Source organism: Micromonospora cynarisoli, from assembly GCF_030518815.1.
GTDB classification, from domain to species: domain Bacteria; phylum Actinomycetota; class Actinomycetes; order Mycobacteriales; family Micromonosporaceae; genus Micromonospora; species Micromonospora wenchangensis.
The window spans coordinates 1,143,805-1,166,344 of sequence record NZ_CP130426.1; the positions used below are offsets into that span (position 1 = coordinate 1,143,805).

21 protein-coding genes and 1 tRNA gene are annotated in these 22,540 nt (G+C 74.7%); 9 read left to right on the forward strand and 13 right to left on the reverse strand.

Going from position 1 to position 22,540, the window contains the following annotated elements; translation table 11 throughout:
- Nucleotides 1-47 precede the first annotated feature (47 nt).
- Nucleotides 48-1,223, reverse strand: a complete 1,176-nt coding sequence (locus Q2K16_RS04680; protein ID WP_302743757.1) for a PP2C family protein-serine/threonine phosphatase — start codon at nt 1,221-1,223, stop codon at nt 48-50.
- 158 nt (nt 1,224-1,381) lie between these two features.
- Here Q2K16_RS04680 and Q2K16_RS04685 point away from each other — a divergent pair, with 158 nt between their 5' ends.
- Complete coding sequence (locus tag Q2K16_RS04685; RefSeq protein WP_302743758.1) at nt 1,382-2,272, forward strand: universal stress protein; 891 nt, start codon at nt 1,382-1,384, stop codon at nt 2,270-2,272.
- A 75-nt stretch (nt 2,273-2,347) separates the two neighbouring features.
- Nucleotides 2,348-2,557 (forward strand): phosphatidylethanolamine-binding protein, encoded by a 210-nt coding sequence (locus Q2K16_RS04690; RefSeq protein ID WP_204959771.1) that lies wholly within the window; start codon nt 2,348-2,350, stop codon nt 2,555-2,557.
- A 103-nt stretch (nt 2,558-2,660) separates the two neighbouring features.
- Here the strand turns inward: Q2K16_RS04690 and Q2K16_RS04695 are convergent, their stop codons facing one another.
- Nucleotides 2,661-2,861, reverse strand: coding sequence for a hypothetical protein (locus Q2K16_RS04695; RefSeq protein ID WP_302743760.1), 201 nt, complete (start codon nt 2,859-2,861; stop codon nt 2,661-2,663).
- A 142-nt stretch (nt 2,862-3,003) separates the two neighbouring features.
- Here Q2K16_RS04695 and Q2K16_RS04700 point away from each other — a divergent pair, with 142 nt between their 5' ends.
- Entirely contained in the window at nt 3,004-3,660 is a 657-nt protein-coding gene (locus Q2K16_RS04700; RefSeq protein WP_302743761.1) for a hypothetical protein, read from the forward strand.
- An 11-nt stretch (nt 3,661-3,671) separates the two neighbouring features.
- Here Q2K16_RS04700 and Q2K16_RS04705 read toward each other — a convergent pair whose 3' ends face one another.
- The 8 genes from Q2K16_RS04705 to fdh form a co-directional block, all read right to left on the reverse strand.
- Nucleotides 3,672-3,863 carry a hypothetical protein gene (locus Q2K16_RS04705; protein ID WP_088645872.1) on the reverse strand — a complete coding sequence of 64 codons (192 nt, stop codon included), beginning with the start codon at nt 3,861-3,863 and terminating at the stop codon, nt 3,672-3,674.
- 82 nt (nt 3,864-3,945) lie between these two features.
- Entirely contained in the window at nt 3,946-4,143 is a 198-nt protein-coding gene (locus Q2K16_RS04710; protein ID WP_302743762.1) for a hypothetical protein, read from the reverse strand.
- Between the two features lie 81 nt (nt 4,144-4,224).
- Nucleotides 4,225-5,982 (reverse strand): selenocysteine-specific translation elongation factor, encoded by a 1,758-nt coding sequence (selB, locus tag Q2K16_RS04715; protein ID WP_302743763.1) that lies wholly within the window; start codon nt 5,980-5,982, stop codon nt 4,225-4,227.
- Nucleotide 5,983: 1 nt separating this feature from the next.
- The gene (gene selA, locus Q2K16_RS04720) at nt 5,984-7,282 is read right to left on the reverse strand and encodes an L-seryl-tRNA(Sec) selenium transferase (RefSeq protein WP_302743764.1); all 1,299 of its coding nucleotides are present in this window, start codon (nt 7,280-7,282) and stop codon (nt 5,984-5,986) included.
- A 26-nt stretch (nt 7,283-7,308) separates the two neighbouring features.
- Nucleotides 7,309-7,404 (reverse strand) — tRNA-Sec (locus tag Q2K16_RS04725).
- Between the two features lie 45 nt (nt 7,405-7,449).
- On the reverse strand, nt 7,450-8,442 hold the full coding sequence (nrfD, locus tag Q2K16_RS04730) for an NrfD/PsrC family molybdoenzyme membrane anchor subunit (protein ID WP_489671900.1): 993 nt from the start codon (nt 8,440-8,442) through the stop codon (nt 7,450-7,452).
- Between the two features lie 227 nt (nt 8,443-8,669).
- A complete protein-coding gene (locus tag Q2K16_RS04735) occupies nt 8,670-9,743 on the reverse strand; it encodes a 4Fe-4S dicluster domain-containing protein (protein WP_302743766.1) in 1,074 nt (357 codons plus the stop codon).
- On the reverse strand, nt 9,736-13,041 hold the full coding sequence (fdh, locus tag Q2K16_RS04740) for a formate dehydrogenase (protein WP_302743767.1): 3,306 nt from the start codon (nt 13,039-13,041) through the stop codon (nt 9,736-9,738). Before fdh ends, Q2K16_RS04735 begins: the two co-directional genes overlap by 8 nt.
- A gap of 394 nt (nt 13,042-13,435) precedes the next feature.
- On the opposite strand from fdh, the gene Q2K16_RS04745 reads away from it, so the two are divergent.
- Together Q2K16_RS04745 and Q2K16_RS04750 are read left to right on the forward strand one after the other, a co-directional pair.
- Complete coding sequence (locus Q2K16_RS04745; protein ID WP_088645866.1) at nt 13,436-13,768, forward strand: hypothetical protein; 333 nt, start codon at nt 13,436-13,438, stop codon at nt 13,766-13,768.
- Nucleotides 13,765-14,418 (forward strand): nucleotidyl transferase AbiEii/AbiGii toxin family protein, encoded by a 654-nt coding sequence (locus Q2K16_RS04750; RefSeq protein WP_302743769.1) that lies wholly within the window; start codon nt 13,765-13,767, stop codon nt 14,416-14,418. Before Q2K16_RS04745 ends, Q2K16_RS04750 begins: the two co-directional genes overlap by 4 nt.
- A gap of 43 nt (nt 14,419-14,461) precedes the next feature.
- Here Q2K16_RS04750 and Q2K16_RS04755 read toward each other — a convergent pair whose 3' ends face one another.
- Entirely contained in the window at nt 14,462-15,364 is a 903-nt protein-coding gene (locus Q2K16_RS04755) for an SDR family oxidoreductase (protein WP_302743770.1), read from the reverse strand.
- Nucleotides 15,365-15,595: 231 nt separating this feature from the next.
- Between Q2K16_RS04755 and Q2K16_RS04760 the strand changes: the two genes are divergently transcribed.
- Both Q2K16_RS04760 and Q2K16_RS04765 read left to right on the forward strand, forming a co-directional pair.
- Nucleotides 15,596-17,398 carry a bifunctional metallophosphatase/5'-nucleotidase gene (locus Q2K16_RS04760; RefSeq protein WP_302743771.1) on the forward strand — a complete coding sequence of 601 codons (1,803 nt, stop codon included), beginning with the start codon at nt 15,596-15,598 and terminating at the stop codon, nt 17,396-17,398.
- 131 nt (nt 17,399-17,529) lie between these two features.
- On the forward strand, nt 17,530-18,564 hold the full coding sequence (locus Q2K16_RS04765) for an NAD(P)-dependent alcohol dehydrogenase (RefSeq protein ID WP_302743772.1): 1,035 nt from the start codon (nt 17,530-17,532) through the stop codon (nt 18,562-18,564).
- Nucleotides 18,565-18,597: 33 nt separating this feature from the next.
- Here Q2K16_RS04765 and Q2K16_RS04770 read toward each other — a convergent pair whose 3' ends face one another.
- A complete protein-coding gene (locus Q2K16_RS04770) occupies nt 18,598-19,755 on the reverse strand; it encodes a geranylgeranyl reductase family protein (RefSeq protein ID WP_302743774.1) in 1,158 nt (385 codons plus the stop codon).
- A gap of 138 nt (nt 19,756-19,893) precedes the next feature.
- On the opposite strand from Q2K16_RS04770, the gene Q2K16_RS04775 reads away from it, so the two are divergent.
- Nucleotides 19,894-20,130, forward strand: coding sequence for a hypothetical protein (locus tag Q2K16_RS04775; protein WP_302743775.1), 237 nt, complete (start codon nt 19,894-19,896; stop codon nt 20,128-20,130).
- A 121-nt stretch (nt 20,131-20,251) separates the two neighbouring features.
- The gene (locus Q2K16_RS04780) at nt 20,252-21,673 is read left to right on the forward strand and encodes an MFS transporter (protein ID WP_302746369.1); all 1,422 of its coding nucleotides are present in this window, start codon (nt 20,252-20,254) and stop codon (nt 21,671-21,673) included.
- An 87-nt stretch (nt 21,674-21,760) separates the two neighbouring features.
- On the opposite strand, the gene Q2K16_RS04785 is transcribed toward Q2K16_RS04780, so the two are convergent.
- Complete coding sequence (locus tag Q2K16_RS04785; protein WP_302743776.1) at nt 21,761-22,453, reverse strand: hypothetical protein; 693 nt, start codon at nt 22,451-22,453, stop codon at nt 21,761-21,763.
- Nucleotides 22,454-22,540: the final 87 nt, after the last annotated feature.

Genomic DNA, 22,540 nt, shown 5'->3' on the forward strand with positions numbered 1-22,540 from the left:
CCGCTGTCCCCTGCGATTGTCCGCTGTCGTAAGTCGCTGACGGCCGATCACCGTTCGCGCCGCCCGCCCGGCCCGCACCAGTCCAGGCACACGACGACGGCGTCGTCACGTAGATCAGTGTCGGCATGATATGCGAACAGCTCGCGCATCACCGTACCAACCGCCTCCGTCGCCGGTTGCAGCCGAGTCGACCGCATCGACCGGGCCATGGCCCGCTCACCGTAGGCCTCCTGACCCCCCGGCTGCGCGTCGTACACGCCGTCGCTGACCACGAAGAGCCGGTCACCGGGCCGCACGTCGAACTCCTGCACCGTGTACCGGGTCTCGGCGAACATGCCCAACGGCAGTTGCTGCTCCAGGGCGATCCGCTCGACAGTGGTCCCCCGCAGCCGCAGCACCCTCGGCGAACCGGCGTCCACCGCCCGCGCCCGGCCGGTGCCGGTGTCCACCGACAACAGCAGCGTCGCCACGTGCCGCTGCCCCCGGTGCTGGTAGAACAGCGTGTCCGAGGCCAGCTCGGCCTGCTCCACCAGCCCGCCGCCCGAGCGTCGCGCGTTGCGGATGGCGTTGACGGTGAGCGCGGTGAGCATCGCCGCGGCCAGGCCGGTGCCGGCGCCGTTGAGGACGGTGAGGGTGAGCCGCCCCGGGTCGACCGACCAGTCGAAGTGGTCACCGCCCACCGAGTACGCCGGTTCGAGCTGCCCGGCCAACAGGAACGCCTCGTGCGTGACGCTGCGCCCCGGCAACAGGTCCCACTGCATCTCCGCGGCCATGCTCAGCCGCTCCCGACGTCGCGTCCGCCGGTACCTGTCGGTCTCCCGGTCCGCCGCCCGCAACGTGGTGGCCAGGTCGACGCCCAGGTCGGCGATCAGCTCCACCGTCGGGTGGTCCGGGCTGCCGACCAGCTCGACCAGGAACACCCCCAGCCGTTCCCCCCGGGTGGTCAGCGGCACCCAGACCCGGCAGCGCCCGCCCTCTGACGGGTCGCGCACCGGTTGCTGGCTGCTGAAACAGCGCTGCGCGGCGCTCTGACCGGTGAGCGACCCGGCGGACACCTCCGGGTCGAGCACCGACCACAGCCCGCTGATCCGGTAGTCGGCCAGGAACGCGTCGACCCGCACCGCGGCCAACTCGGACCGGAGGGCCCGATCGACGGCCTCCACCACCTGGTCGGGTGGGGCCTCACGTAGCGCACGCGACATCGCTGCGAGCGCGTCCGGCATGGTTGTCCTCCGAGATTCTTGCTACAGGGCAAGCATCATACGAAGCGGCCCGCCGGACCCCGCCCGGGGCACCGGGCGGTACGGGAAGGACCGGTGCCGGTATCGCCCCGCCGACCCCCGGCCAGCCGCGATACTGACCCGGGCAGGAGGTGCGCACGGTGGACTCGGCGGACGACGCGGCGATCGTGGTGGGCGTGGACGGCTCCGAGCCGGCGCTGCGCGCCGTCCGGCTGGCCGCCACGGAGGCGGCCCGCCTGCACCGGCCGCTGCGGGTGGTGCACGGCTTCATCTGGCCGCTGCTGCACACGCCGATCGACCCGGTCGCCGGTGACCCGCCCGGCGGCGGGCTGCGCCGCACCGCCCAGAACCTGGTCGAGGCGGCGGTGGCACAGGCCCGCACGGTCAGCCCCGACGTCCGGGTGACCGGGGAGATCATCGACGGCGAGGCGTCGGCGGTGCTGCTGGGCGCCTCACCCGCCGCGGCGATGATCGTGCTCGGCGACCGGGGCCTCGGTGGGTTCGGCGCCCTGGTGGTCGGCTCGGTGGCGATCCAGGTCAGCACCCACGCCGACTGCCCGGTGCTGGTCGCCCGGGGCACCCCGGCCGACGACGGCCCGGTGGTGGTCGGGGTCGACGGGTCGGCGGCCTCCCGCGCCGCGGTGGACTTCGCCGCCGCGCAGGCCGCCGCGCGTGGAGTCCGGCTGCGGGCCGTGCACGCGTACACCCACCCGGCCTCCGCCGGCCCCGGGGACCTCCAACCCCTGGTGTACGACGAGGCCCGGCTACGCGACGAGGAGGACGACGTGCTCGCCGGGAGCCTCGCCGGGCTCACCGCACGACACCCCGGACTGCCGATCGACCGGGAGCCCGTGCACGCCCGCCCGGTCGCCGCCCTCACCGAGGCGTCCCACCGGGCCCAACTGGTGGTGGTCGGCGGTCGGGGCCACGGCGAACTGGCCGGGCTGCTGCTCGGCTCGGTCGGCCACGGGGTGCTGCACCGCAGCGCCTGCCCGGTGGCGGTGGTACGGGAGCCGTCGGGAGGCCGGTGAGCGCTGGGGGCGGTTGGCCCGGCCGGGGACGGGTAGTCGGCGCGGGTACCGCAGGCGGACCACCGAGGAGGCGACATGCCAGGACCACGGCCGGGAAGCAACGCGTACGACAAGGAACGGGCGCGGCTGCGTGACCTGATCGAACAGTCGGGGCGCGCGTCCGACCAGGAGGCCAACCAGGTCGCCAACCGGATCCTCCAGGAGGACCGGGGCCAGCGCGGCATGGTCCGGGGTGACCGGGCCTACGGGCCGAAGGGGGAACGCGGACCCGGCGACCCGAAGTGAGCGGCACGGCCGGGCCGGCGTTCCCCGGGCGGGGACGTCGGCCCGGCCGTCTGTGCGCGCCGCCCGGACCGGACGGGGATCACCGGTCGGGCGGCGGCGCGGGTCAGCCGCGGTCGCTGTCGTCGGCGGCGGTCGACGCGCCCGGACCGTACGGAGACGCCTGCCCACGGGGCGTCGGACGGCCCCGGTCCCCCGCCGAGGTGCCCCGGTTGGCCGGGTGACCGGTCGCGCCCGGCCCCTTGCTGTCCTGCACGGTCGGGTTCTTCCCGTTGCGGCGCATCTCGGGCTGCTGCACGTTCGTCACGGGTGTCTCCTTCCGGGTGGACGGGCACGGGTGCTCCGCGCCCGTCGCCGGGTTACCCGTCACCGGGGGCCGCATGCGGGCCGGTCGCACGTCGGCCACCCGCAGCAGGGCTGAGCGGCGGCAGGACGGGTAGTACCGGGTGATGGGAGACGACCGACGGGTGGCCCGGACGCTGCTGGCCCGGCAGGGCAGCACCTACGCCGAGGACGCCGGCATCGCGCTGGCCGACCGGCCCGGCCCGCTCTACCAACTGCTGGTGCTCACCACGTTGCTGAGCACCCGGATCCGGGCCCGGGTGGCGGTGGCCGCCGCCCGCGAACTGTTCGCCGCCGGTTGGCGTACCCCGCAGGCGATGGAGGCGTCGGGCTGGCAGGACCGGGTCGACGCCCTGGGACGCGGCCACTACCGCCGCTACGACGAGCGGACCGCCACCATGCTGGGCACCGGTGCCCGGCTGTGCCTGGACCGCTGGCACGGTGACCTGCGGCGGATGCACCGGGACACCGGGGGCGAACCGGCGGCGCTGCGACGACGGCTGACCGAGTTCCCGGGGATCGGCCCGACCGGGGCGGACATCTTCCTGCGGGAGGCGCAGACGGTCTGGCCGGACGTCCGCCCGTACGCCGACCGGCGCACCCTGGCCGGGGCGAAACGCCTCGGCCTGCCGGCCGATCCGCACGGGCTGGCCGGGCTGGTCGCCGAGCCGGACTTCGGCCGGCTCGCGTCGGCGCTGGTGCGGGTGGCCCTCGGCGAGGAGTCGGCGGGCGAGGTGACCCGTACCGCGGCCACGGCCCGCTGAGGTGCGACCGGTCAGTCGACCGGCTTGTTACCCGCCGGCTTGGTCAGGTACCACACCAGCAGGGCGGCCAGCAGGGCCAACAGCACCACACCGCCGGAGACCCCGCCGCCGTCCTCGGTGGAGCGGTGCCCGGTCACCCCGAAGTAGATCACCGCGAGTCCGGCGAGCACCGCCAGAAACGTCCGTATTCCTCGGTCCTTCACGCCCCGCACCGTACGGGTGGTCCCGGCGCAGAAGCCGACCTTCGCCGACAGATTCCCCCGTCCGGGCGACACCCCCGACGGGTCAGTCGGTCTCCAGGTCGTCCAGGGAGATGGCGTGGGTCATCAACCAGCGGGCCAGCGCCGCCATGCCGAACAACCACAGCGGGGCCGACTCGGTGGTGCCGTTGGTGGCGAAGATGGCGAACCGCAGGTCCGGCGCCCGGTACGCCTCGATCCGCCAGCGATGGTTCCGGTCCCGCCAGACCGCCGAAGGGCCCATGGCGTCACGGTAGGCGACCCCGGGCCGGGCGGAGGGCCGTTCGCCAGCACCGTGCCACGGAAACACCTGCCGGCGGCCCGGTCAACCGGAGCCGACCACCATCCGGGCGTCGTCGGGCAGCCGACGGGTCATTCCGCGCCGGTCCAGCAGCTCCAGCAGCGGCACCGCCACCCGGCGGGTGGTGTCCAGGGCCTGCCGGGCGGCGCTGAGCGTGAACGGCTGCGGCAGCCGGGCGAGCACCCGTACCGCGTCGTCGGCGGCGTCGGGCAGCAGCACCACGTTCTCCGCCAGCCGCAGCAGCGCACCGGCCCGCACGGCGGCACCCACCTCCCGGGGGCCCAGGCCCAGCGCGGCGAGGCGGTCGGCCTCCGGCGCGCGGAACGGGTGGGCGGCGTACTCGCCCCGGACCCGGTCGATCGCCCGCGCCACCGGCTCGGGCAGCCCGGGGACGCCGGTGCCGATCCGGCCGGCCCGCACCGTCAACGGTGGCCTGACCAGCGCCTCCACCAGGGCCCGGTCGGGCAGGCCGAGGCGCTGCCGTAACGCCTCGGTCGGGGCGTCCGGCTCCAGCGGGTGCGCGGTCGCCCAGGCGGTCACCTCCTCGACCAGCCGCGCCCCCAGCCACCGCCAGTGCGCCGGGTCGGCCAGCCAGTCCCCGACGACCGGGGTGGCGTCGCCGGTGACACCCATCCGGGTCAGCTCGCCGGCCCGCACGAGCCGACGGCGACGCAGCTCACCGGCCAGGTCGGGACGCCCGTCCAGGTCGGCCAGGACGGCGGCGCGGGCGGCTGCGGCACCCCGACGGGACAGCGGCGGCGGGGCCACGTCCAGCACCGTCACCCCACCGCAGACGTGGTGCCGACCCGGGTCACGCAGCAACGCCCGGTCCCCGGTCAGCAGCGGCAGCGGGTGGGCCAGCCGCAGCCGTACGGTGTCGCCGCCCAACGGTCGGATCCGGACGGGAACGGCCGCCGACCCGACGTGCAGGGTCAGCGTCGCCGGCAGGTCACCGGCCGGATCACCGGCCAGCCGCACGTCGACCAGGTCGGTGCGGTGGAACCGGTCGGGGGTGAGCAGCGCGTCGCCCCGCCCGAGGCGCTCCCGGGGCACCCCGCGCAGGTTGACCGCCACCCGGGCCACCGCGGCGACCCGCTGCGCGGGCGTCCCGAGCCGGTGCAGGCCCCGCACCCGGACCGGCTCGCCGGTGCCGGCGAGCGTCAACCGGTCACCGACACGCAGTTCACCGCCGCCGAGGGTGCCGGTGACCACGGTGCCGCTGCCCCGGATGGTGAACGCCCGGTCGATCCACAGCCGCACCGGCCGGTCCGGGTCCGGCGCGGGCAGCCGGGCGACCAGCCGGGCCAGGGCGGCGCGCAGCTCCGGCAGGCCGCCGCCGGTGACCGCGCTGACCGCCACCGACTCCACCGCGCCGAGCGAGGTCGCCGCGAGCTGCACGCGGGCCTGCGCCGTCGCCGGTCCCGGATCGGCCAGGTCCGCCCGGGTCACCACCAGCAGCCCGTGGGACACCCCGAGGGCGTGCAGGGCGGCCAGGTGTTCGGCCGACTGCGGCATCCACCCCTCGTCGGCGGCGACCACCACCAGCGCGGCCGGCACCGGCCCCACCCCGGCGAGCATGTTCGGCACGAACCGCTCGTGCCCCGGCACGTCGACGAAGGCGACCGGGTCACCGCCGGGCAGGGTGGTCCAGGCGAAGCCGAGGTCGATGGTCATCCCCCGGCGGCGTTCCTCCGCCCACCGGTCCGGTTCCATCCCGGTCAACGCCCGGACCAGGGTGGACTTGCCGTGGTCGACGTGCCCGGCGGTGGCGACGACGTGCATCTCAGTCGGCCGTCCGCAGCACCGCGTCGCGCAGCGTGTCGTCGGCGTCGGCGGGGACGCAGCGCAGGTCCAGCAGCAGCCGTCCCCGGACCACCCGGCCGAGCAGCGGCGGGTCACCCACCCGCAGCGGTGCGGCGTACCGCTCGGGCAGGCTCAGCGCCCACGAGTCCAGCGTGACGCCGGGTGCGCCGCCCCCGCCGACCACGGCGACGCTGGGCACCACCTCGGCCTTGCGGCCCGCCGCGCCGAGGGCGTCGCGTAGCCGTTCGCAGCGGTCCCGCAACACGGCCGGGTCGGCGTGCAGGGCGTCGCGGGTCGGGGTGGTCGGCCCGTGCAGGGTGGCCGCGAGCGCGGCGAGGGTCAGCTTGTCGACCCGCAGCGCCCGCGCCAGCGGGTGCCGGCGCAACCGGTCGACCAGGTCGGCGTCGCCGAGCAGCAGCCCTGCCTGCGGGCCGCCGAGGAGCTTGTCGCCGCTGGCGGTGACCAGGTGCGCCCCGGCCCGCAGGGTGCCCGCCGCGTCCGGCTCGGCGGGCAGCAGCGGGTCGGCGGTGAGCAGGCCGGAGCCGATGTCGGCGACCACCGGCACACCGAGGGTGGCCAGCTCGTCGACGCCGACGGCCGAGGTGAAGCCGGTGACGACGAAGTTGGACGGGTGCACCTTCAGCACGAAACCGGTGTCCGGGCCGACCGCCCGGGCGTAGTCGTCGCGGGTGGTGCGGTTGGTGGTGCCGACCTCGCGCAACCGGGCGCCGGTGCTGGCCAGCAGGTCGGGCAGGCGGAAACCGTCACCGATCTCCACCAGCTCACCCCGGCTGACCACGATCTCCCGGCCGGCGGCCAGCGCGGTCGCGGCGAGCACCAGGGCCGCCGCCCCGTTGTTGACCACGTGCACGGCGGCGGCGTCGGGCACCGCGGCGGCCAGCGCGGCCAGCGCCTCCCGGCCGCGACGGGCCCGGCGACCGGTGCCCAGGTCCAACTCCACGTCGGTGCTGCCCGCGGCGGCGACCAGCGCGTCGACGGCGGACCGGGACAGCACGGCCCGACCGAGGTTGGTGTGCAGCACCACCCCGGTGGCGTTGAGCACCGCCCGGGGGGTGGGGGCGGGCAGTGCGGCGAGGGCGGCGTCGCGGACCTCGTCGGGGGTGATCTCACCGTGCCGGGCCCGCTGCTGGGCGTGGCCGACGGCCGCCTTGACCCGGGCCCGGCCGAGGGTCGCCACCGCCGCGGCCAGCGCCGGATCGGCCAGCACCGTGTCGGTGCGGGGCACCCGCCGACGCGGATCGGCCGCCGCCTCACCCATGCGTTGTCATCTCCCCCGCAGACGGTTGGCGGAGACGGACGGGAATCGAACCCGCCTGGCCCGGGTCCCGGACCACACCAGCTTTGAAGGCTGGGAGGGGCACCAGCCGCCTGAACGCCTCCGCCCCCGAGTCAACCACAGGGCCGTGCCGGTGGCGCGGCGAGGTCTCAGACCTGCCCGGCCTCGCGGCGACGGATCCGTTCCCGCTGCGGCAGCACCGTGTATTTCGGGTCCCGCGCCGAGGCCACCCCGCCGTGGAAGATGCCGAACCGGGTGGCCACCGACGCGGCCAGCAGCGCCGTGCCGGACAGCGCGGACAGCACCCGGCTGCGCCGCCCGGCCAGCGCCCCGACCACCCCGGCGGCGGTGAGCAGACGACCGGCGCGCAGCAGCCGGCCCGCCGTACCGAGCCGGTAGGGCTCGCTGAGCAGGCCCAGCCGGGTCTCCACCGACTGCGCGCCCCACAGTTCCAGGGCCGCCCCGGCCACCGCCATCCGGCGTGCCGGCCCGGCCTGGGCGCAGGGCGCGGCCAGCAGCCCCACACCGGCGCCGCTGGCCAGGGCGCTGCCCGCGAAGATGGTCGGCAGCTCCGGGTACGCCTCGTGCCAGGACGGCACCGCCGTGCCGGCCAGCAGCACCCCGGTGTACGTGGCCAGCGCCGGCGCGACGGCGGCGGCGGCCAACCCGGCGACCTGCCCGGTCGGTGGCAGCAGCCGACGGACCGGGGAGAACACGCCACGTGCCGGTAGCAGCGGTGCGCCCTCGGCGACGGCGGCCAACCCGGCGGCCGGGCCGTACGCGGTGAGGATCCAGGTGCCCACCGACATCGGGGAGGTCGGTTTCGCCACCCGCAGCATGTGATGGAACCGGGCCGGCCGGCCGAGGTCGTTGATCAGGAAGTAGGCGCTGGCGGTGACCGCGCCCAACGCGGTGACCCGGCCGGCCCGCCGTAGCGCCGGCCGGCCGGTGAGCTGCCCCCCGGCGGCAAGCAGCGACGACCCGGCGGCCAACCCACCGGTGAACAGGTAGGCGGCGATGTCCCACCGCCACACCGGGGCCTTGAGGATCGGCCGGCCGTAGTAGGACGTGAACTCCGCCTCCGGGACGCGCACCTCCTCACCACCGCCGCGCCCACCCCGGCCACGGCGCTGCCGCCGCACCGGCGGCACGTCCCGGGGCGGTACGACGACCGGCGCGTCGGCAGCGCCCACGGCACCGGCCGGTCCCGCAGTGTCGGCCGGGGGCGCGGCGGCGGCCGGGCCGACGCCGACCTTCGGGCCGTGGCCGAGCCGCGCCGAGGAACGCTGCGGCCGCAAGAGACCGTCGGCGGCGAGCCGGGCACGGAAACCCCGGAACCGCTCCCCCACCGGGAGCCGGCCGGCGGTCGTCACGACGACCCCCCGACGAACGCGGCGACGGCCGCCGCCGTCATCGCCAGCGCCGCCAGCCCGGCCCGCCGCCACATCCGGGGCAGGTCCCGGGTGGTGACCACCGGGTCCGGTGGCAGCCCGTACACCTCGGGCTCGTCGAGGAGGAGGAAGAACGCGCCGTCGCCGCCGACGCCGTCGGTCGGGTCGTGACCGTAGAGCCGGGCCTCCGGCACGCCCCGCCCGTGCAGCGTGGCGACCCGCTGCGCGGCCCGGTCGCGCAGCTCGTCGAGGGGACCGTACTGGATGGACTCGGTCGGGCAGGCCTGGGCGCAGGCCGGGGTCATGCCCGCGCCGAGCCGATCGTAGCACAGCGTGCACTTCCACGCCCGACCGTCACCCCTACGCTGGTCGATCACCCCGTACGGGCAGGCGGAGATGCAGTAGCCGCAGCCGTTGCAGATGTCCTCCTGCACTACGACGGTGCCGAACTCGGTGCGGAACAGCGACCCGGTGGGACAGACGTCCAGGCAGGCGGCGTGGGTGCAGTGCTTGCAGACGTCCGACATCATCAGCCAGCGGAAGTCGGTGCGGGTCTCGGCACCGGTGCCCCGACCGGGCGGTGCGGTCCCCGGCATCCCGAGGAAGCGGGGGCCCGCGTCGTGCGGGGCGGCGGACGACCCGGTGCCGGCCATCCGGGCGGCGGCGTCGGGGCTGCCCGTGGGGACACCCGGGGTGGTGCCGCTGACGCCGCCGGTGCCGGCGGCGACCGCCGCCGACGTGGCGCTGGCCGACCCTCCGGTCGGATTGCCGGCGAAGGTCGCGCTACGGTGCCCGGCCGGCACCGGCTGCTCGACGAAGGCCACGTGCCGCCAGGAGTTCGCGGTCAACGCGCCGGTGTTGTCGTACGACATGCCGAGCAGGTCGAAGCCGGACTCGGGGACGGCGTTCCACTCCTTGCAGGCCACCTCGCACGCCTTGCAGCCGATGCAGACGCTGGTGTCGGTGAAGAACCCCATCCGGGGGCCGGCAGCCGTCCAGCCCGCGTCCGGGGCCGGATCGAGGGGGCCGTAGAGGCTGTTGGCGTCAGGCATGGTCGCCGCCCTTCTCCCGGGGCCCGTCGTCGCTTCGACCGGCCGACCGCAGCACCGGCGTCGTCACCGTCGGCGGACGCTCACCGGGCACGATCCCGGCCCGTCGACGGTAGGCCTCGACCAGGTCCCGCAACGGCGGGCCGGTCGGTCGCCGGCCCGGCCGGACGTCGCAGGTGCCGACCTTGCTCTCCTGGATGAGCACGTTCGGGTCCAGGGTGATGCCGAACAGGTCGTTGGCCGAGTCGCCGGTGACCAGACCCTCGTACCCGAAGTGGTACGGCAGCCAGAGCTGGTGGATGATCCGACCGTCCACCCGCAACGGGGTGAGCCGGTCGGTGACCAGCACCTTCGCCTCGATCACCGCGCGCCCGCTGATCAGGTGCGCCCAGCCCAGGTGGGTCAGCCCCGCCTCGGCGGCCAACTCCGGGGACACCTCCACGAACATCTCCGGTTGCAGCTCGGCCAGCGGGCGCACCGTCCGGCTCATCGCCCCGGCGGTGTGGTGCTCGGTGAGCCGGCTGACCGTGAACACGTACGGGAAGACCTGGCTGTGCTCCTGCGGCGGGCTCGGGTTCACCGAGTTCACCGGGTGGGCGTAGACCTTGCGGGTGGGGTTGGCCTGCTGGCCGTAGAGCGGGTTGCGCAGCGGCGACTCCGCCGGCTCGTAGTGCGTCGGCAGCGGGCCGTCGAGCACCCCGCTCGGCGCGTACAGCCAGCCCTTGCCGTCGGCCTGCATGACGAACGGGTCGTCGCCGGCCAGCGCCGCCGGGCCGGACGCCCCCGGCGGCGGCCGGTACGTCGGCGGTTTCGTCTTCTCGAAGTCCGGCACGTCGTAGCCGGTCCACTCGCCGGCCTGCGGGTCCCACCAGACGTACTTCTTGCGGTCGCTCCACGGTCGGCCCTGCGGGTCGGCCGACGCCCGGTTGTAGAGGATGCGCCGGTTCGCCGGCCACGCCCAGCCCCACTCGGCGGCCACCCAGTCCTGCTCGTGCCGGGACCGGCGGCGGGCGGCCTGGTTGACGCCGTCGGCGTAGACGCCGGAGTAGATCCAGCAGCCGACGGCGGTACTGCCGTCGTCCTTCGCCTCGGCGAACGAGGCGAGCGGACGGCCGGTGGACACGTCGTAGCCGTTGATCTCACGCAGCACCGCCTCGGCGCTCGGCTCGTCGTGCTCGCCGTGCGTGGGGTAGTCCCAGGCCAGGTCGAGCAGGGCGCGGTCGCGGCGGTGGGGGGAGCCGGCCAGTTTCTCCCGCAGCCGCCGCCCCAGGTGGTAGAAGAACCACAGCTCGGAGCGGGCGTCGCCCGGCGGCTCGACGGCCTTCTCCCGCCACTGCAACAGCCGCTGGGTCTGGGTGAAGGTGCCCTCCTTCTCCACGTGTGAGGCCGCCGGCAGGAAGAACACCTCGGTGCGGCACTCGGTCGGGACGATCTCGCCGGTGGCCACCTCGGGGCCGTTCTTCCAGAACGTGGCGCTCTCGATCATGAACAGGTCGCGGACCACCAGCCAGTCCAGATTGGCCATGCCGAGCCGCTGCGCCCGCCCGTGCGCGGAGCCGACCGCCGGGTTCTGGCCGAGCAGGAAGTACCCCCTGATCTTGCCGTCGATCATGTCGAGCACCTGCTGGTAGGTGCCGTGGTCGCCGGTCATCCGGGGCAGGTGGTCGTAGCAGAAGTCGTTGTCCGGGGTCGCCGCGTCCCCCCAGTACGCCTTGAGCAGGCTCGCCGCGTACGCGCGCGCGTTGCCCCAGAAGCCCTTCTGCCCGGGGTGGCGGATGCTGTCCACCCACTCGTCGAACGTCGGGTGGTCGGCGTGGTGCGGCATCGGCAGGTAGCCGGGCAGCAGGTTGAACAGCGTCGGGATGTCCGTCGAACCCTGGATGCTGGCGTGCCCGCGCAACGCCAGGATGCCGCCGCCCGGCCGGCCCATGTTGCCCAGCAGCAACTGGATGATCGCCCCGGTGCGGATGTACTGCACGCCGACGCTGTGCTGGGTCCAGCCCACCGAGTAGACCAGCGCGCCGGTGCGGTCCCGGCCCGAGTTCTCCGTCCAGGCCCGCGCCAGCTCCAGGAACTTCTCCCGGGGGATGCCGCAGACCCGCTCCACCAGCTCCGGGGTGTAGCGGGCGAAGTGCCGGCGCAGGATCTGGTAGACGCAGCGCGGATGCTGGAGCGTCTCGTCCCGCTGGGCCTGCCCGTGCACCTGCGCGCCGTGCGACTCGTGCCGCAGCCCGGCCGCGCTGTCGCGTTCCTTGGCGGTGTGGCCGCTGCCGGAGTCCCCCTCGTGCCCGGCGTACTGCCAGCTGGTCTGCACGTAGCTGTCGGTGTTCGGGTCGTAGCCGGAGAACAGGCCGTCGCCGTCCTCGGTGTCGGCGAACTGGTCGCTGACGATCGTCGCCGCGTTCGTGTACGCCAGCACGTACTCCCGGAAGTCCAGCTCGTTGTCCAGGATGTAGCGCACCACGCCACCGAGCAGGGCGATGTCGGTGCCCGCCCGGATCGGCAGGTACGTGTCGGCCACCGCGCTGGTACGGGTGAACCGGGGATCAACGTGGAAGACCTTCGCGCCGCGCCGCTTGGCCTCCATGACCCACTGGAAGCCCACCGGGTGGGCCTCGGCCATGTTCGACCCCTGGATGACGATGACGTCAGCGTTGGCGAGATCCTGTTGGAAGTCCGTCGCGCCACCGCGACCGAAGCTGGCCCCCAGACCGGGGACGGTGGCGGAGTGTCAAATGCGGGCCTGGTTCTCGATCTGGAGCGCCCCCATCGCCGTGAACAGCTTCTTGATGAGGTAGTTCTCCTCGTTGTCCAGCGTCGCCCCGCCCAGGCTGGAGATGCCCAGCGTGCGGTGCAGCGGCCGGCCGTCGCCGTCGACGTCCTCCCAGGTCTGCTCGCGGGCGGCGAGGACCCGGTCGGCGATCATGTCCAGCGCGGTGTCGAGGTCGAGATCCTCCCACTCGGTGGCATACGGCCGCCGGTAGCGGACGGTGGTCTGCCGCAGCGGGCTGGTGACCAGGCTCCTGCTGGCCGAGCCCTTCGGGCAGAGCCGGCCCCGGGAGATCGGGCTGTCCGGGTCGCCCTCGATCTGGGTGACGTGCCCGTCGCAGACGTACACCCGCTGCCCGCAGCCGACCGCGCAGTACGGGCAGACCGAACGGGCCACCCGGTCGGCGGTCTCGGTGCGGGCGGTCAGCCCGGCGGAACGGCCCGACTGCGCCGCCGCGCCCCGGCCCAGCGGGTCGGTGCCGGTGAGCTGCCGGTAGACCGGCCAGCCCGCGATGAAGGTACGCAGACCCACCGCGCACCTCCCTCCCGGCATGGACCGACCCCCTGAACATAGGCCAGCGCGGCGGAGGATGCGACCCGGGTGCGAGGATCCTTCGCACCGATACGGCGCTTCCCCCGACCGGACCGGTCGGGGGAAGCGATCGTGGTGGCGGAGCGCCGGCGTGCATGTCGCCTCTCGGCGCGTGGCGCGACGCGGCTCCAGCCGGACGGAACTCCGCGACGGCGATTCAGGTGAGGCCCGGGGACACTGGACACACCGACGCTCCTGCCCACCAGGATACCCCGGGCCCGGCCGTCCCCGCCCCGGTCGCGCAGGGCCGGTGCCGGGCGGCGCGGGCACGGGCGGCGACGGTTCGGGGAAAGTCGCGTGCCGGAGCAGGTCGCGGCGGCGTTACCCTGACAGCATGCAGGCCACCCTGGCGACCGCCACCCACCTGGCCCGGCCGGGCCGGCCGGTGGTGGTGGCGCGCACCCTGGCGGAGCTGACCGGCCCCACCGGCGGCGTGGTGGAACTGCCGGTCCGGTTGATGTGGAGCAGCGAACGCACGTTCGACCTGGCCGAACCGGACGACCTGCTCTGGCTGTACGAGAACGTGCTGCGGGAGACCACCCGCGCCGACGACCTGCGGGCGCTGATCGACGGACGCACCCTGCGCCGGGTGTGGCGGCGGCTCAACCTGCCCCGGGGGGTCCGGGCGGCCTGGGAGAGCCGGCACCGGGGTCTGCGGACCGCGTGACCCACCTGCACGACTTCTACCGGGAGGTCGCCCGGGTCGCCCTCACCGCGGCCGGGCCGCACCGGTTCGTCCTCGGCGGCGGGGTGGCGTGGGCGGCCCACGGTCTGGTCACCCGCCCCACCGAGGACGTCGACCTGTTCGCCGACGTGGAGGGGGCGGCCGAGGCGGCGGCGGCGGAGGTGTGCGCCGCGCTGGAACGCGCCGGGTACACCGTCGCGGCGGCCGACCCGGACAGCGACCTCGGTGACCTGTTCGAGGGTTTCGACAGGGACATCCGGGACTTCGTGGTCGGCCGGGACGACAGGCAGATCCGGCTCAGCCTGGCCCGCCTCGACCGGTACCGCTCACCGGTGGTGATGGACCTCGGCCCGGTGATGGACGTCCGCGACCTGGTCGCCAACAAGACCGCCGCCCTGGTCAACCGTCGGGAGGCCCGCGACTACATCGACGTCGCCGCCGCGCTGGCGCAGTACCCGGTCGACGAGCTGCTGACGCTGGCCCGGCAGGTGGACCCGGCCCTGGCCGACGACGACGTCCGGGCCGCCGGCCGCTACCTGGACCGGCTGCCGGACCGGCGGCTCGCCCGCTACGGCCTGGACCCGGCGCAGATCGCGCAGGTCCGCCGCCGGCTGGCCGACTGGCCCCGCTGACCGCCGGACCGGAGCGGGGGCCCCGGCCCGGCGGACGCGGCGGTCACTTGGTGAACCGGCCGCCGGTCACGCCCAGGATCTCCCCGGTGACGTAGCTGGACTCCTGCGAGGCGAAGAAGACGTACGCGGGGGCCAGTTCGGCGGGCTGCCCGGCCCGGCCCAGCGGGGTGTCGGTGCCGAACTTCTCCACCTTCGCCGGCGGCATGGTCGCCGGGATCAGCGGCGTCCAGATCGGGCCGGGCGCGACCGCGTTGACCCGGATGCCCCGGTCGGCGAGCTGCGCGGCGAGCCCCTTGGTGAAGTTGGCGATGCCCGCCTTGGTGGTGGCGTAGTCCAGCAGCGGCGGCGACGGGTCGAACGCCTGGATCGAGGTGGTGTTGATGATCGTCGCGCCCTCCTTCAGGTGCGGCAGGGCGCTGCGGCAGAGCCAGAACATCGCATACAGGTTGGTCTTCATCACCCGGTCGAACTGGTCGGTGCTGATCGCCTCGATGCCGTCGTCCTGGGCCATCTGGTAGGCCGCGTTGTTGACCAGGATGTCCAGCCCGCCGAGGTCGGTCACCGTCCGGTCGACCAGGTCACGGCAGTGCTGCTCGTCGGTCAGGTCGGTCCGCACCGCGACGCCCCGGCGGCCGGCCTCCTCGACCAGCCGCACGGTCTCCCGGGCGTCGGCGTCCTCGTCCTCGTCGAGGTAGGACACGACCACGTCGGCGCCCTCCCGGGCGAACGCGATCGCCACCGCCCGGCCGATGCCCGAGTCACCGCCCGTGATCAGGGCCCGCTTGCCCGCCAGCCGGTCACTGCCCCGGTACGACGTCTCGCCGTGGTCGGGTTCCGGCCCCATCCGGTCGGTCCGGCCGGGCGTCGACTGCTGCTGGGCCGGCTGACCCTCCTGGTGGCCGTACTGGTCGTTCGGGTCCTGCGGGGTGTACTGGTCCTGGCTCACCGTGCGGCTCCCTGCCTGGTTCGGTCCCTTCTGGGTCACTGCTCACCTACCCCGGCGGTTCGGTCGGAAACAACCCGCGCCGGACACCCGACGACGCCGGTGTGTCAGGCAGGTGACCGGTGACGGCGGGATGGCGGAACACCGCGGGCCACTGTGGCAGGAGTGAACGCTGCTCGTTATGGTGCGCAACGGCGCCCACGAGGCGCGTCCATCCCCGTCGAAGGGCACCCCATGACCTCCTCCTCCGGCACCTCGCGCCGCCAGGTGCTGGCCGTCGCCGCCGCCGCGGCGACCGCCCCGCTGATCGCCGGCGCGCCCGCCCGGGCGGCCGAGCGGCAGGGTCCGAAGGGTCCGAAGACCTGGGACCTGACCGTCCTGGGCACCTCGGACACCCACGGCAACGTCTACAACTGGGACTACTACCGCGACGCCGAGTTCGACGACGGCAAGCACAACGACGTCGGCGTCGCCAAGCTCGCCACCCTGGTCAACCAGATCCGCGCCGAGCGCCGGGGCCGGGCGACCCTGGTCCTCGACGCCGGCGACACCATCCAGGGCACCCCGCTGGCCACGTACTACGCCAAGCAGGAGCCGATCACCGTCACCGGCGCGACGCACCCGATGGCCCGCGCGATGAACATCCTGCGGTACGACGCGGTGACGCTGGGCAACCACGAGTTCAACTACGGGCTGCCGCTGTTGGCCACCTGGATCGGCCAGCTGGGCTTCCCGGCGCTGGCCGCGAACGCGGTGAACGCGAGGACCGGCAGGCCGGCGTTCCAGCCGTACGTGCTCAAGCGGGTGCGTCCCGGCGGGCCCGGCTCGCCGACCCTGACGGTGGGCATCCTCGGCCTGACCAACCCCGGCGTGGCCATCTGGGACAGGGGCAACGTCGAGGGCAAGCTGGTCTTCCCGGGCATGGTGGAGACCGCCGCGAAGTGGGTGCCGGTCATGCGGCAACGCGGCGCGGACCTGGTCGTCGTCTCCGCCCACGGCGGCGACAGCGGCACCTCCAGCTACGGCCCGGAGCTGCCCAACGAGAACCCGGTGGCGCTGATCGCCCAGCAGGTCCCCGGCATCGACGCGATCCTGTTCGGCCACGCCCACAACGAGGTGGTGGAGAAGTTCGTCACCAACACCGCCACCGGCGCGCAGGTGCTCACCGCCGAACCGTCCAAGTGGGGCCAGCGGCTGACCCGGATGGACTTCACCCTGACCCGGGAGCGGGGCCGCTGGAAGGTCGTCGCCAAGGGCGCCACCATGCTCAACACCAACACCGTGGTCGAGGACCCGACGGTGCTCGCCGCCGTGCGGGGCCAGCACGCCACGACCGTCGGGTACGTCAACACGGTGGTCGCCCGGTCCGCGCAGGAGCTGTCGGCGGCCGAGTCGCGCTACCGGGACACCCCGATCCTGGACTTCATCAACCACGTGCAGACCGAGGTGGTCACCGCCGCGCTCACCGGCGGCCCGTACGCGGCGCTGCCGGTGCTGTCGATCGCCGCGCCGTTCAGCCGGACCGCCGTCGTCCCGCAGGGTGACGTGCGCATCCGCGACGTCGCCGGGCTGTACGTCTACGACAACACCCTGGAGGCGGTGGTGCTCACCGGCGCCGAGGTGAAGGCGTACCTGGAGTACTCGGCGAAGTACTTCACCACGCTGCCGGTCGGCGCACCTGTCGACCCGGCGACGATCAGCGACCCGGCCGTCCCCGACTACAACTACGACGTGATCTCCGGGCTGGACTACGACGTCGACGTCTCCCGGCCGGTCGGACAGCGGATCACCCGGCTGGTGCTGCCCGGCACCGACACCCCGGCCGCCGCCGACGCGCAGTTCGTGGTCGCGGTGAACAACTACCGGCGCAGCGGCGGCGGGAACTTCCCCGGCATCGTGACCACCCAGGTCTACAACGCGCAGCAGGAGATCCGCCAGCTGCTCATCGACTGGGCGCAGGCCCGGGGCACCATCGACCCGGCCGACTTCTTCGTGCCGAACTGGCGGCTGGTCCGCGCCGGCGTGCCGGTCTTCTGAGCCGCCCGGCCGTCGGTCCCGACGCCGTCCGGCGGGCCCCGGATTCGCCCGTGACCCGTAGTGTGCGCCCGGCATCAAGGCCGGCGGGAGGGGTAAGCGCGCGGGACCGTCGGCGACGAGAGGACGAGACCATGCGCGCGGTACGGATGACCGCCCCCGGGGTGCTCGAACAGGTGGAGGTGCCCACCCCGACGCCCGGCCCCGGTGACGTGCTGGTACGCGTCGGCGCGGTCGGGGCCTGCCACTCCGACCTGCACATCCTCGACGCCCCGCCGGGTGTCTTCCCCACCCCGATCACCCTCGGACACGAGATCGCCGGCACCGTGGACACCCTCGGCGACGGCGTCACCGGCTGGTCCGCCGGGGACCGGGTCGCCGTCTACGGGATCATCGGCTGCGGCACCTGCCGGGGCTGCCTGCGGGGCCGGGAGAACCAGTGCCGCACCGTGCCGGTCGGCGGGATCGGACTCAGCCGCGACGGCGGACTCGCCGAGCACGTGCTGGTGCCCGCCTCCCGGCTGCTGCCCGTCGGCGACCTGGCGGTGACCCAGGCGGCACCGCTGACCGACGCCGGGCTGACCCCGTACCACGCGATCGAGCTGGCCCGGCCGGCGCTGCGGCCCGGGACGTCGGTCGTGGTGATCGGCATCGGCGGGCTGGGGCACATGGCGGTGCAGATCCTCGCCGCCACCACCGCCGTGCGGATCATCGCGGTGGACCGCAACGTCGCCGCCCTCGACCTGGCCACCCGGGTCGGCGCGCACCACGTGGTGCCGGCCGGCCCGGACACCGTCGACCGGATCCGGGAACTGGTCGGCCCGGCACCCGACGGCGCGGACGTGGTCATCGACTGCGTCGGGGTGGACGCCACCCTCACCACCGCCCGCAGCGTCGTCGCCACCGGCGGCCGGCTGCTGCTGGTCGGGCTGGGCGGCGGCACCCTGCCGGTGCGGCCGGTCGCCGACGAGCCGCCCACCGTGCCGCTGGAGACCAGCGTCGAGGTCCCGTTCTGGGGCACCCGGGCCGAACTCCAGGAGGTGATCGCCCTGGGCCGCGCCGGGCTGCTCACCGCCGACGTGCAGACCTTCCCGCTGGACCGCGCCCCCGAGGCGTACGACCTGCTGCGGGCCGGCGAGATCCACGGCCGCGCGGTGATCGTGCCCTGACCGGCTCCGTCGGCCCCGCTGCGGACCGGCGGGTCACCGGCCGGGTGGCACGGCCGGCTGCGGGCCCCGGGCGGGCAGCCGTTGCAGCAGGGCCGCCACGGCCCGCACCGGCATCCGGTCCATGGTCCGGTCGAAGCTCAGCCGGCCCTGGCAGAACCGGACGAACATCGACCAGCCGGCCGGGGTCGCCACGAACGCGTGGCACAGCTCCGGGCGGCGGGCGAACAACGTCAGCATCCGCCGCCCGGCGCGCATCGACGGCACCAGGCGTTCGTGCACGTCGCGGGGGTAGCGGTCCAGCTCACCGGCGGCGACCGCCGCGCCGGCCAGCGTTCCGGAGCGCAGAGCGTAGCTGATCCCCTCCCGGGTCCACGGCTCCAGCAGACCGGCCGCGTCGCCGGCCACCAGCACCCGGCCGTGGCGCAGCGGCGAGTCGTCGACCCGGCACCGGGTCAGGTGCCCGGAGTCGTGCGCGGCGGGCACCTGCGCCAGGCCCAACCGGTCGAGGAAGCCGTGCAGGTAGGCGCGGGTGCGTTCGCCCTCGCCCCGGGCCCCGATCACGCCGACGGTCAACACGTCCCCCTTGGGGAACACCCAGCCGTACGCGCCGGGGAACGGGCCCCAGTCCAGCAGCAGCCGCCCCCGCCAGCGGGCCGCCTGCGCGGGTGACACCGGCAGCTCCCGTTCCAGACCCAGATCCACCTGGCCGTACCGGACACCCACGTGGCGGGCGGTCACCCCGGCGGAACCGTCGGCCCCGATCACCGTCCGGGCGGTCACCGTGGAACCGTCGGCCAGTCGGACGCGTACCGTGTCGGGGTCCTGGTCGAGGGCGCGTACCGCGACACCCTCGCGGACCTCGGCCCCGGCGGACACCGCCGCCGCGCGCAACCTGTCGTCGAACTCGTCGCGGCGCACCATGGTCACCAGCGGGGTGCCGTGCCGGCGGGTGAAGCCCCAGCGGCCGTCGCGGGTGAAGGTGACCCGGTCGACCCGGTCGTGCGCCGGCACCTCGATCCGGCCGGCCACCATCGACAGCGAGGTGCCGATCAGGCCACCCCCGCAGGTCTTGTAGCGGGGGTGCACGGCGCGGTCCAGCACCAGCGTCCGCACGCCGGCCGCGGCGGCCTCCCGGGCGGCGCTGAGCCCGGCCGGCCCGGCGCCGACCACGACGAGATCCCAGATGATCATGCCGTCCAGGGTAGGGCACCGGCCCGTCCGGGGGCGCACACGACCGGCCGTCGGGCAGGCATTGTCGAGCGGCCAGCGGGTAAGCCGCGCCACCCGGACCGCCCGACCGGCCGGCCGGGTCACGGCAAGGAGGGCACCATGCAGCAGGTACGTCTGTCGGAGGCCGAGGTACGTGTCTACGAGGCGGTCAGCGTGCTGGAGACGCGCGGCCAGGTGCCCTACCCCGACCTGATCGCCGAGGAGGCGGGGCTGACCGAGCAGGACGTCCACGCCCCCCTGCGCCAGCTCACCGAGAAGGGCCTGCTGCACCGGGAGGACTCGCCGCTGGCCGGACTGGACTTCGGCCCCCGCTGGTGCGCCCGCCAGCCGACGTGAGCGCCACCGCGCCCCGCCGGGCGGCCGGACCCGACCCCGGTTTGCCGCACCGGTCCCCGGGTAGCGCTCCGACATGCCCGATCACCGGTCCGCGCGGGACCGCCGCGCCACCGACGGTTCCATGACCGGCCCCACCGACGACCGCCGCCGCTGGCAGGCCCTCGGCGTCGGCCTCGTCGCGGCGTTCATGACGCTGCTGGACGTCAGCATCGTCAACGTCGCCGTCCCGTCGATGGAACGGGCGTTGCAGGCCAGCCCGAGCGACCTGCAGTGGGTGCTGTCCGGCTACGCGCTGACCTTCGGACTGGTCCTGGTGCCGGCCGGCCGGTTCGGCGACGCCCGGGGCCGCCGCAACGCCTTCGTGGTCGGGGTCGCCCTGTTCACCCTCACCAGCGCGCTGGCCGGACTGGCCCAGTCCCCGACCTGGCTGGTCGCCGCCCGGCTCCTGCAGGGCGTTGCCGCCGGGGTGGTCAACCCGCAGGTGACCGGCCTGATCCAGCAGCTGTTCCGGGGCGCGGAGCGGGGCCGGGCGTTCGGCCTGCTCGGCGCGACCATCGGTATCTCCACCGCCGTCGGCCCCCTGCTGGGCGGCCTGCTCATCCAGCTCGGCGGGGAGGACCACGGCTGGCGGTGGGTGTTCTTCGTCAACGTCCCCGTCGGGGTGGTCGCGGTGCTGCTCGGCTGGCGGCTGCTGCCCACCCGGGCCGCCGGCCGGCTCGACCGGCACCGGCTCGACCCGGTCGGGGTGCTGCTGCTCGGCGTCGGCGTGACGCTCCTGCTGCTGCCCCTGGTGCAGCGGGAACAGTGGCCCAGCCCGTGGAAGTGGGCGCTGATCCCGGCCGGGCTGGTGGTCCTGGCCGGCTTCGGGTTCTGGGAGCACCGGTACGGGCGCACCCGCACCCCCCTGTTCGACCTGGGGTTGTTCCGGCTGCGGTCGTACACGATCGGCGCGGTGATCGCGCTGATCTACTTCGGCGGCTTCACCGCGATCTTCTTCATCTTCACCCTCTACCTGCAGAACGGCCTCGGCTACCGGGCGCTGACCGCCGGCCTGGCGATCACCCCGTTCGCCCTCGGGTCGGCGCTGGCCGCCGCCCTGGGTGGCCGCCTGGTCACCCGGTTCGGCCGGCCGTTGGTCGGGATCGGGCTGGTCATGGTGCTGATCGGGCTCGGTGGGGTGGTGTTCGTGCTGCGCGGCGACCCGCACGGCTCGGTTCCGCTGCTCACCGCGCTGCCGCTGCTGCTCGCCGGGTTGGGCAGCGGCCTGGTGATCACCCCGAACCAGACGTTGACCCTGTCCGAGGTGCCGGTGCCGCTAGCGGGCAGCGCGGCCGGCATGTTGCAGACCGGCCAGCGGATCGGGTCGGCCGCCGGCATCGCCGCCGTCGGCGCGCTGTTCTTCTCGTCGCTGGCCAGCACCGACGGCCAGTGGGCCGCCGCGTTCCGGCACTCCCTGCTGCTGGCCATGGGCATCGTCGTGTTGGCCCTGGCCGCCGCGGCCACCGACATCGTGCTGAACCACCGCGCCGCGCACCGCCGCTGAGCCTGCCGTCCACCGGCGACACCGACCCCGGGGGAACCGTCGCCGACCGGCCGGCCCCGTCACGGGACCGGCCGGTCGGGATTCGGGTCACCAGAGCTGCTGGACGATGTCCGCCGCCTGCTGCTCCCACTGGGCGTACGCGTACGGGTAGGCCGAGACCTGGACGGTCTGCGCGGCGGTGGTCAGCGGCAGGTCCCGCCAGCCGTGCACGTTCTTCAACGCGTCGAAGAACGCCCGGGAGGCGTACCGCGGGTCGGTGACCTGCTCGGGCGTGCCCCAACCCGACGAGGGACGCTGCTGGAACAGGCCCTGCGAGTCGTGGTCGTTGTACGCGCCGAGGTGCCCCAGGTTGTACAGCTTCGACTCCTGCAACGAGGTGGCCACGCCGATCACCGCGCCACGCTCGCCCACGCCGCTGCGCTTGGCCTCGGCGATGATCTCCTTGGCGTTGGCGAGCTGCGCGTCGTCGAGCGGGACGCGGGACTGGGCACCCTCGACGCCGCGCGGCACGAGATCGTCGGTGCTCGGCTTGCCGGCCGGCACCTCGGTGGTGGGGCTGCCGGTGGTCAGACCGGACTCGACGGTGACACCCTGCCGGCCCTTGCCGGTGGCCAGGTCGATCGCGGCGCGGGCACCCTCGTGGGGCCCGCTGGTGACGGGAGCGGCCACGGCGGCCGGCCCGAACGCCAGGCCGCCGAGGGCGGCGACGCCGGCGATGCTCAGTGCGGTCCTGCGGTCCTTCGCGATGGCCGGGAGCCATCGAGTGAAGTCCAGCTTCACGATGGTTGCCCTTTCGATCGTGGCGACGCGCTCCGGGGTGAGCGGGCCTCGGGGGAACTGCCACGCCGGCCGGGTGTGTGACCGGCG

Coding starts and splice junctions, on each gene's coding strand:
- Q2K16_RS04680 (WP_302743757.1), bottom strand. CDS start 1,223: ATGCCGGACGCGCTCGCAGCGATGTCGCGTGCGCTACGTGAGGCCCCA.
- Q2K16_RS04690 (WP_204959771.1), top strand. CDS start 2,348: ATGCCAGGACCACGGCCGGGAAGCAACGCGTACGACAAGGAACGGGCG.
- Q2K16_RS04700 (WP_302743761.1), top strand. CDS start 3,004: ATGGGAGACGACCGACGGGTGGCCCGGACGCTGCTGGCCCGGCAGGGC.
- Q2K16_RS04710 (WP_302743762.1), bottom strand. CDS start 4,143: ATGGGCCCTTCGGCGGTCTGGCGGGACCGGAACCATCGCTGGCGGATC.
- selB (WP_302743763.1), bottom strand. CDS start 5,982: ATGCACGTCGTCGCCACCGCCGGGCACGTCGACCACGGCAAGTCCACC.
- selA (WP_302743764.1), bottom strand. CDS start 7,282: ATGGGTGAGGCGGCGGCCGATCCGCGTCGGCGGGTGCCCCGCACCGAC.
- Q2K16_RS04735 (WP_302743766.1), bottom strand. CDS start 9,743: ATGCCTGACGCCAACAGCCTCTACGGCCCCCTCGATCCGGCCCCGGAC.
- Q2K16_RS04745 (WP_088645866.1), top strand. CDS start 13,436: ATGCAGGCCACCCTGGCGACCGCCACCCACCTGGCCCGGCCGGGCCGG.
- Q2K16_RS04760 (WP_302743771.1), top strand. CDS start 15,596: ATGACCTCCTCCTCCGGCACCTCGCGCCGCCAGGTGCTGGCCGTCGCC.
- Q2K16_RS04765 (WP_302743772.1), top strand. CDS start 17,530: ATGCGCGCGGTACGGATGACCGCCCCCGGGGTGCTCGAACAGGTGGAG.
- Q2K16_RS04770 (WP_302743774.1), bottom strand. CDS start 19,755: ATGATCATCTGGGATCTCGTCGTGGTCGGCGCCGGGCCGGCCGGGCTC.
- Q2K16_RS04775 (WP_302743775.1), top strand. CDS start 19,894: ATGCAGCAGGTACGTCTGTCGGAGGCCGAGGTACGTGTCTACGAGGCG.
- Q2K16_RS04780 (WP_302746369.1), top strand. CDS start 20,252: ATGACCGGCCCCACCGACGACCGCCGCCGCTGGCAGGCCCTCGGCGTC.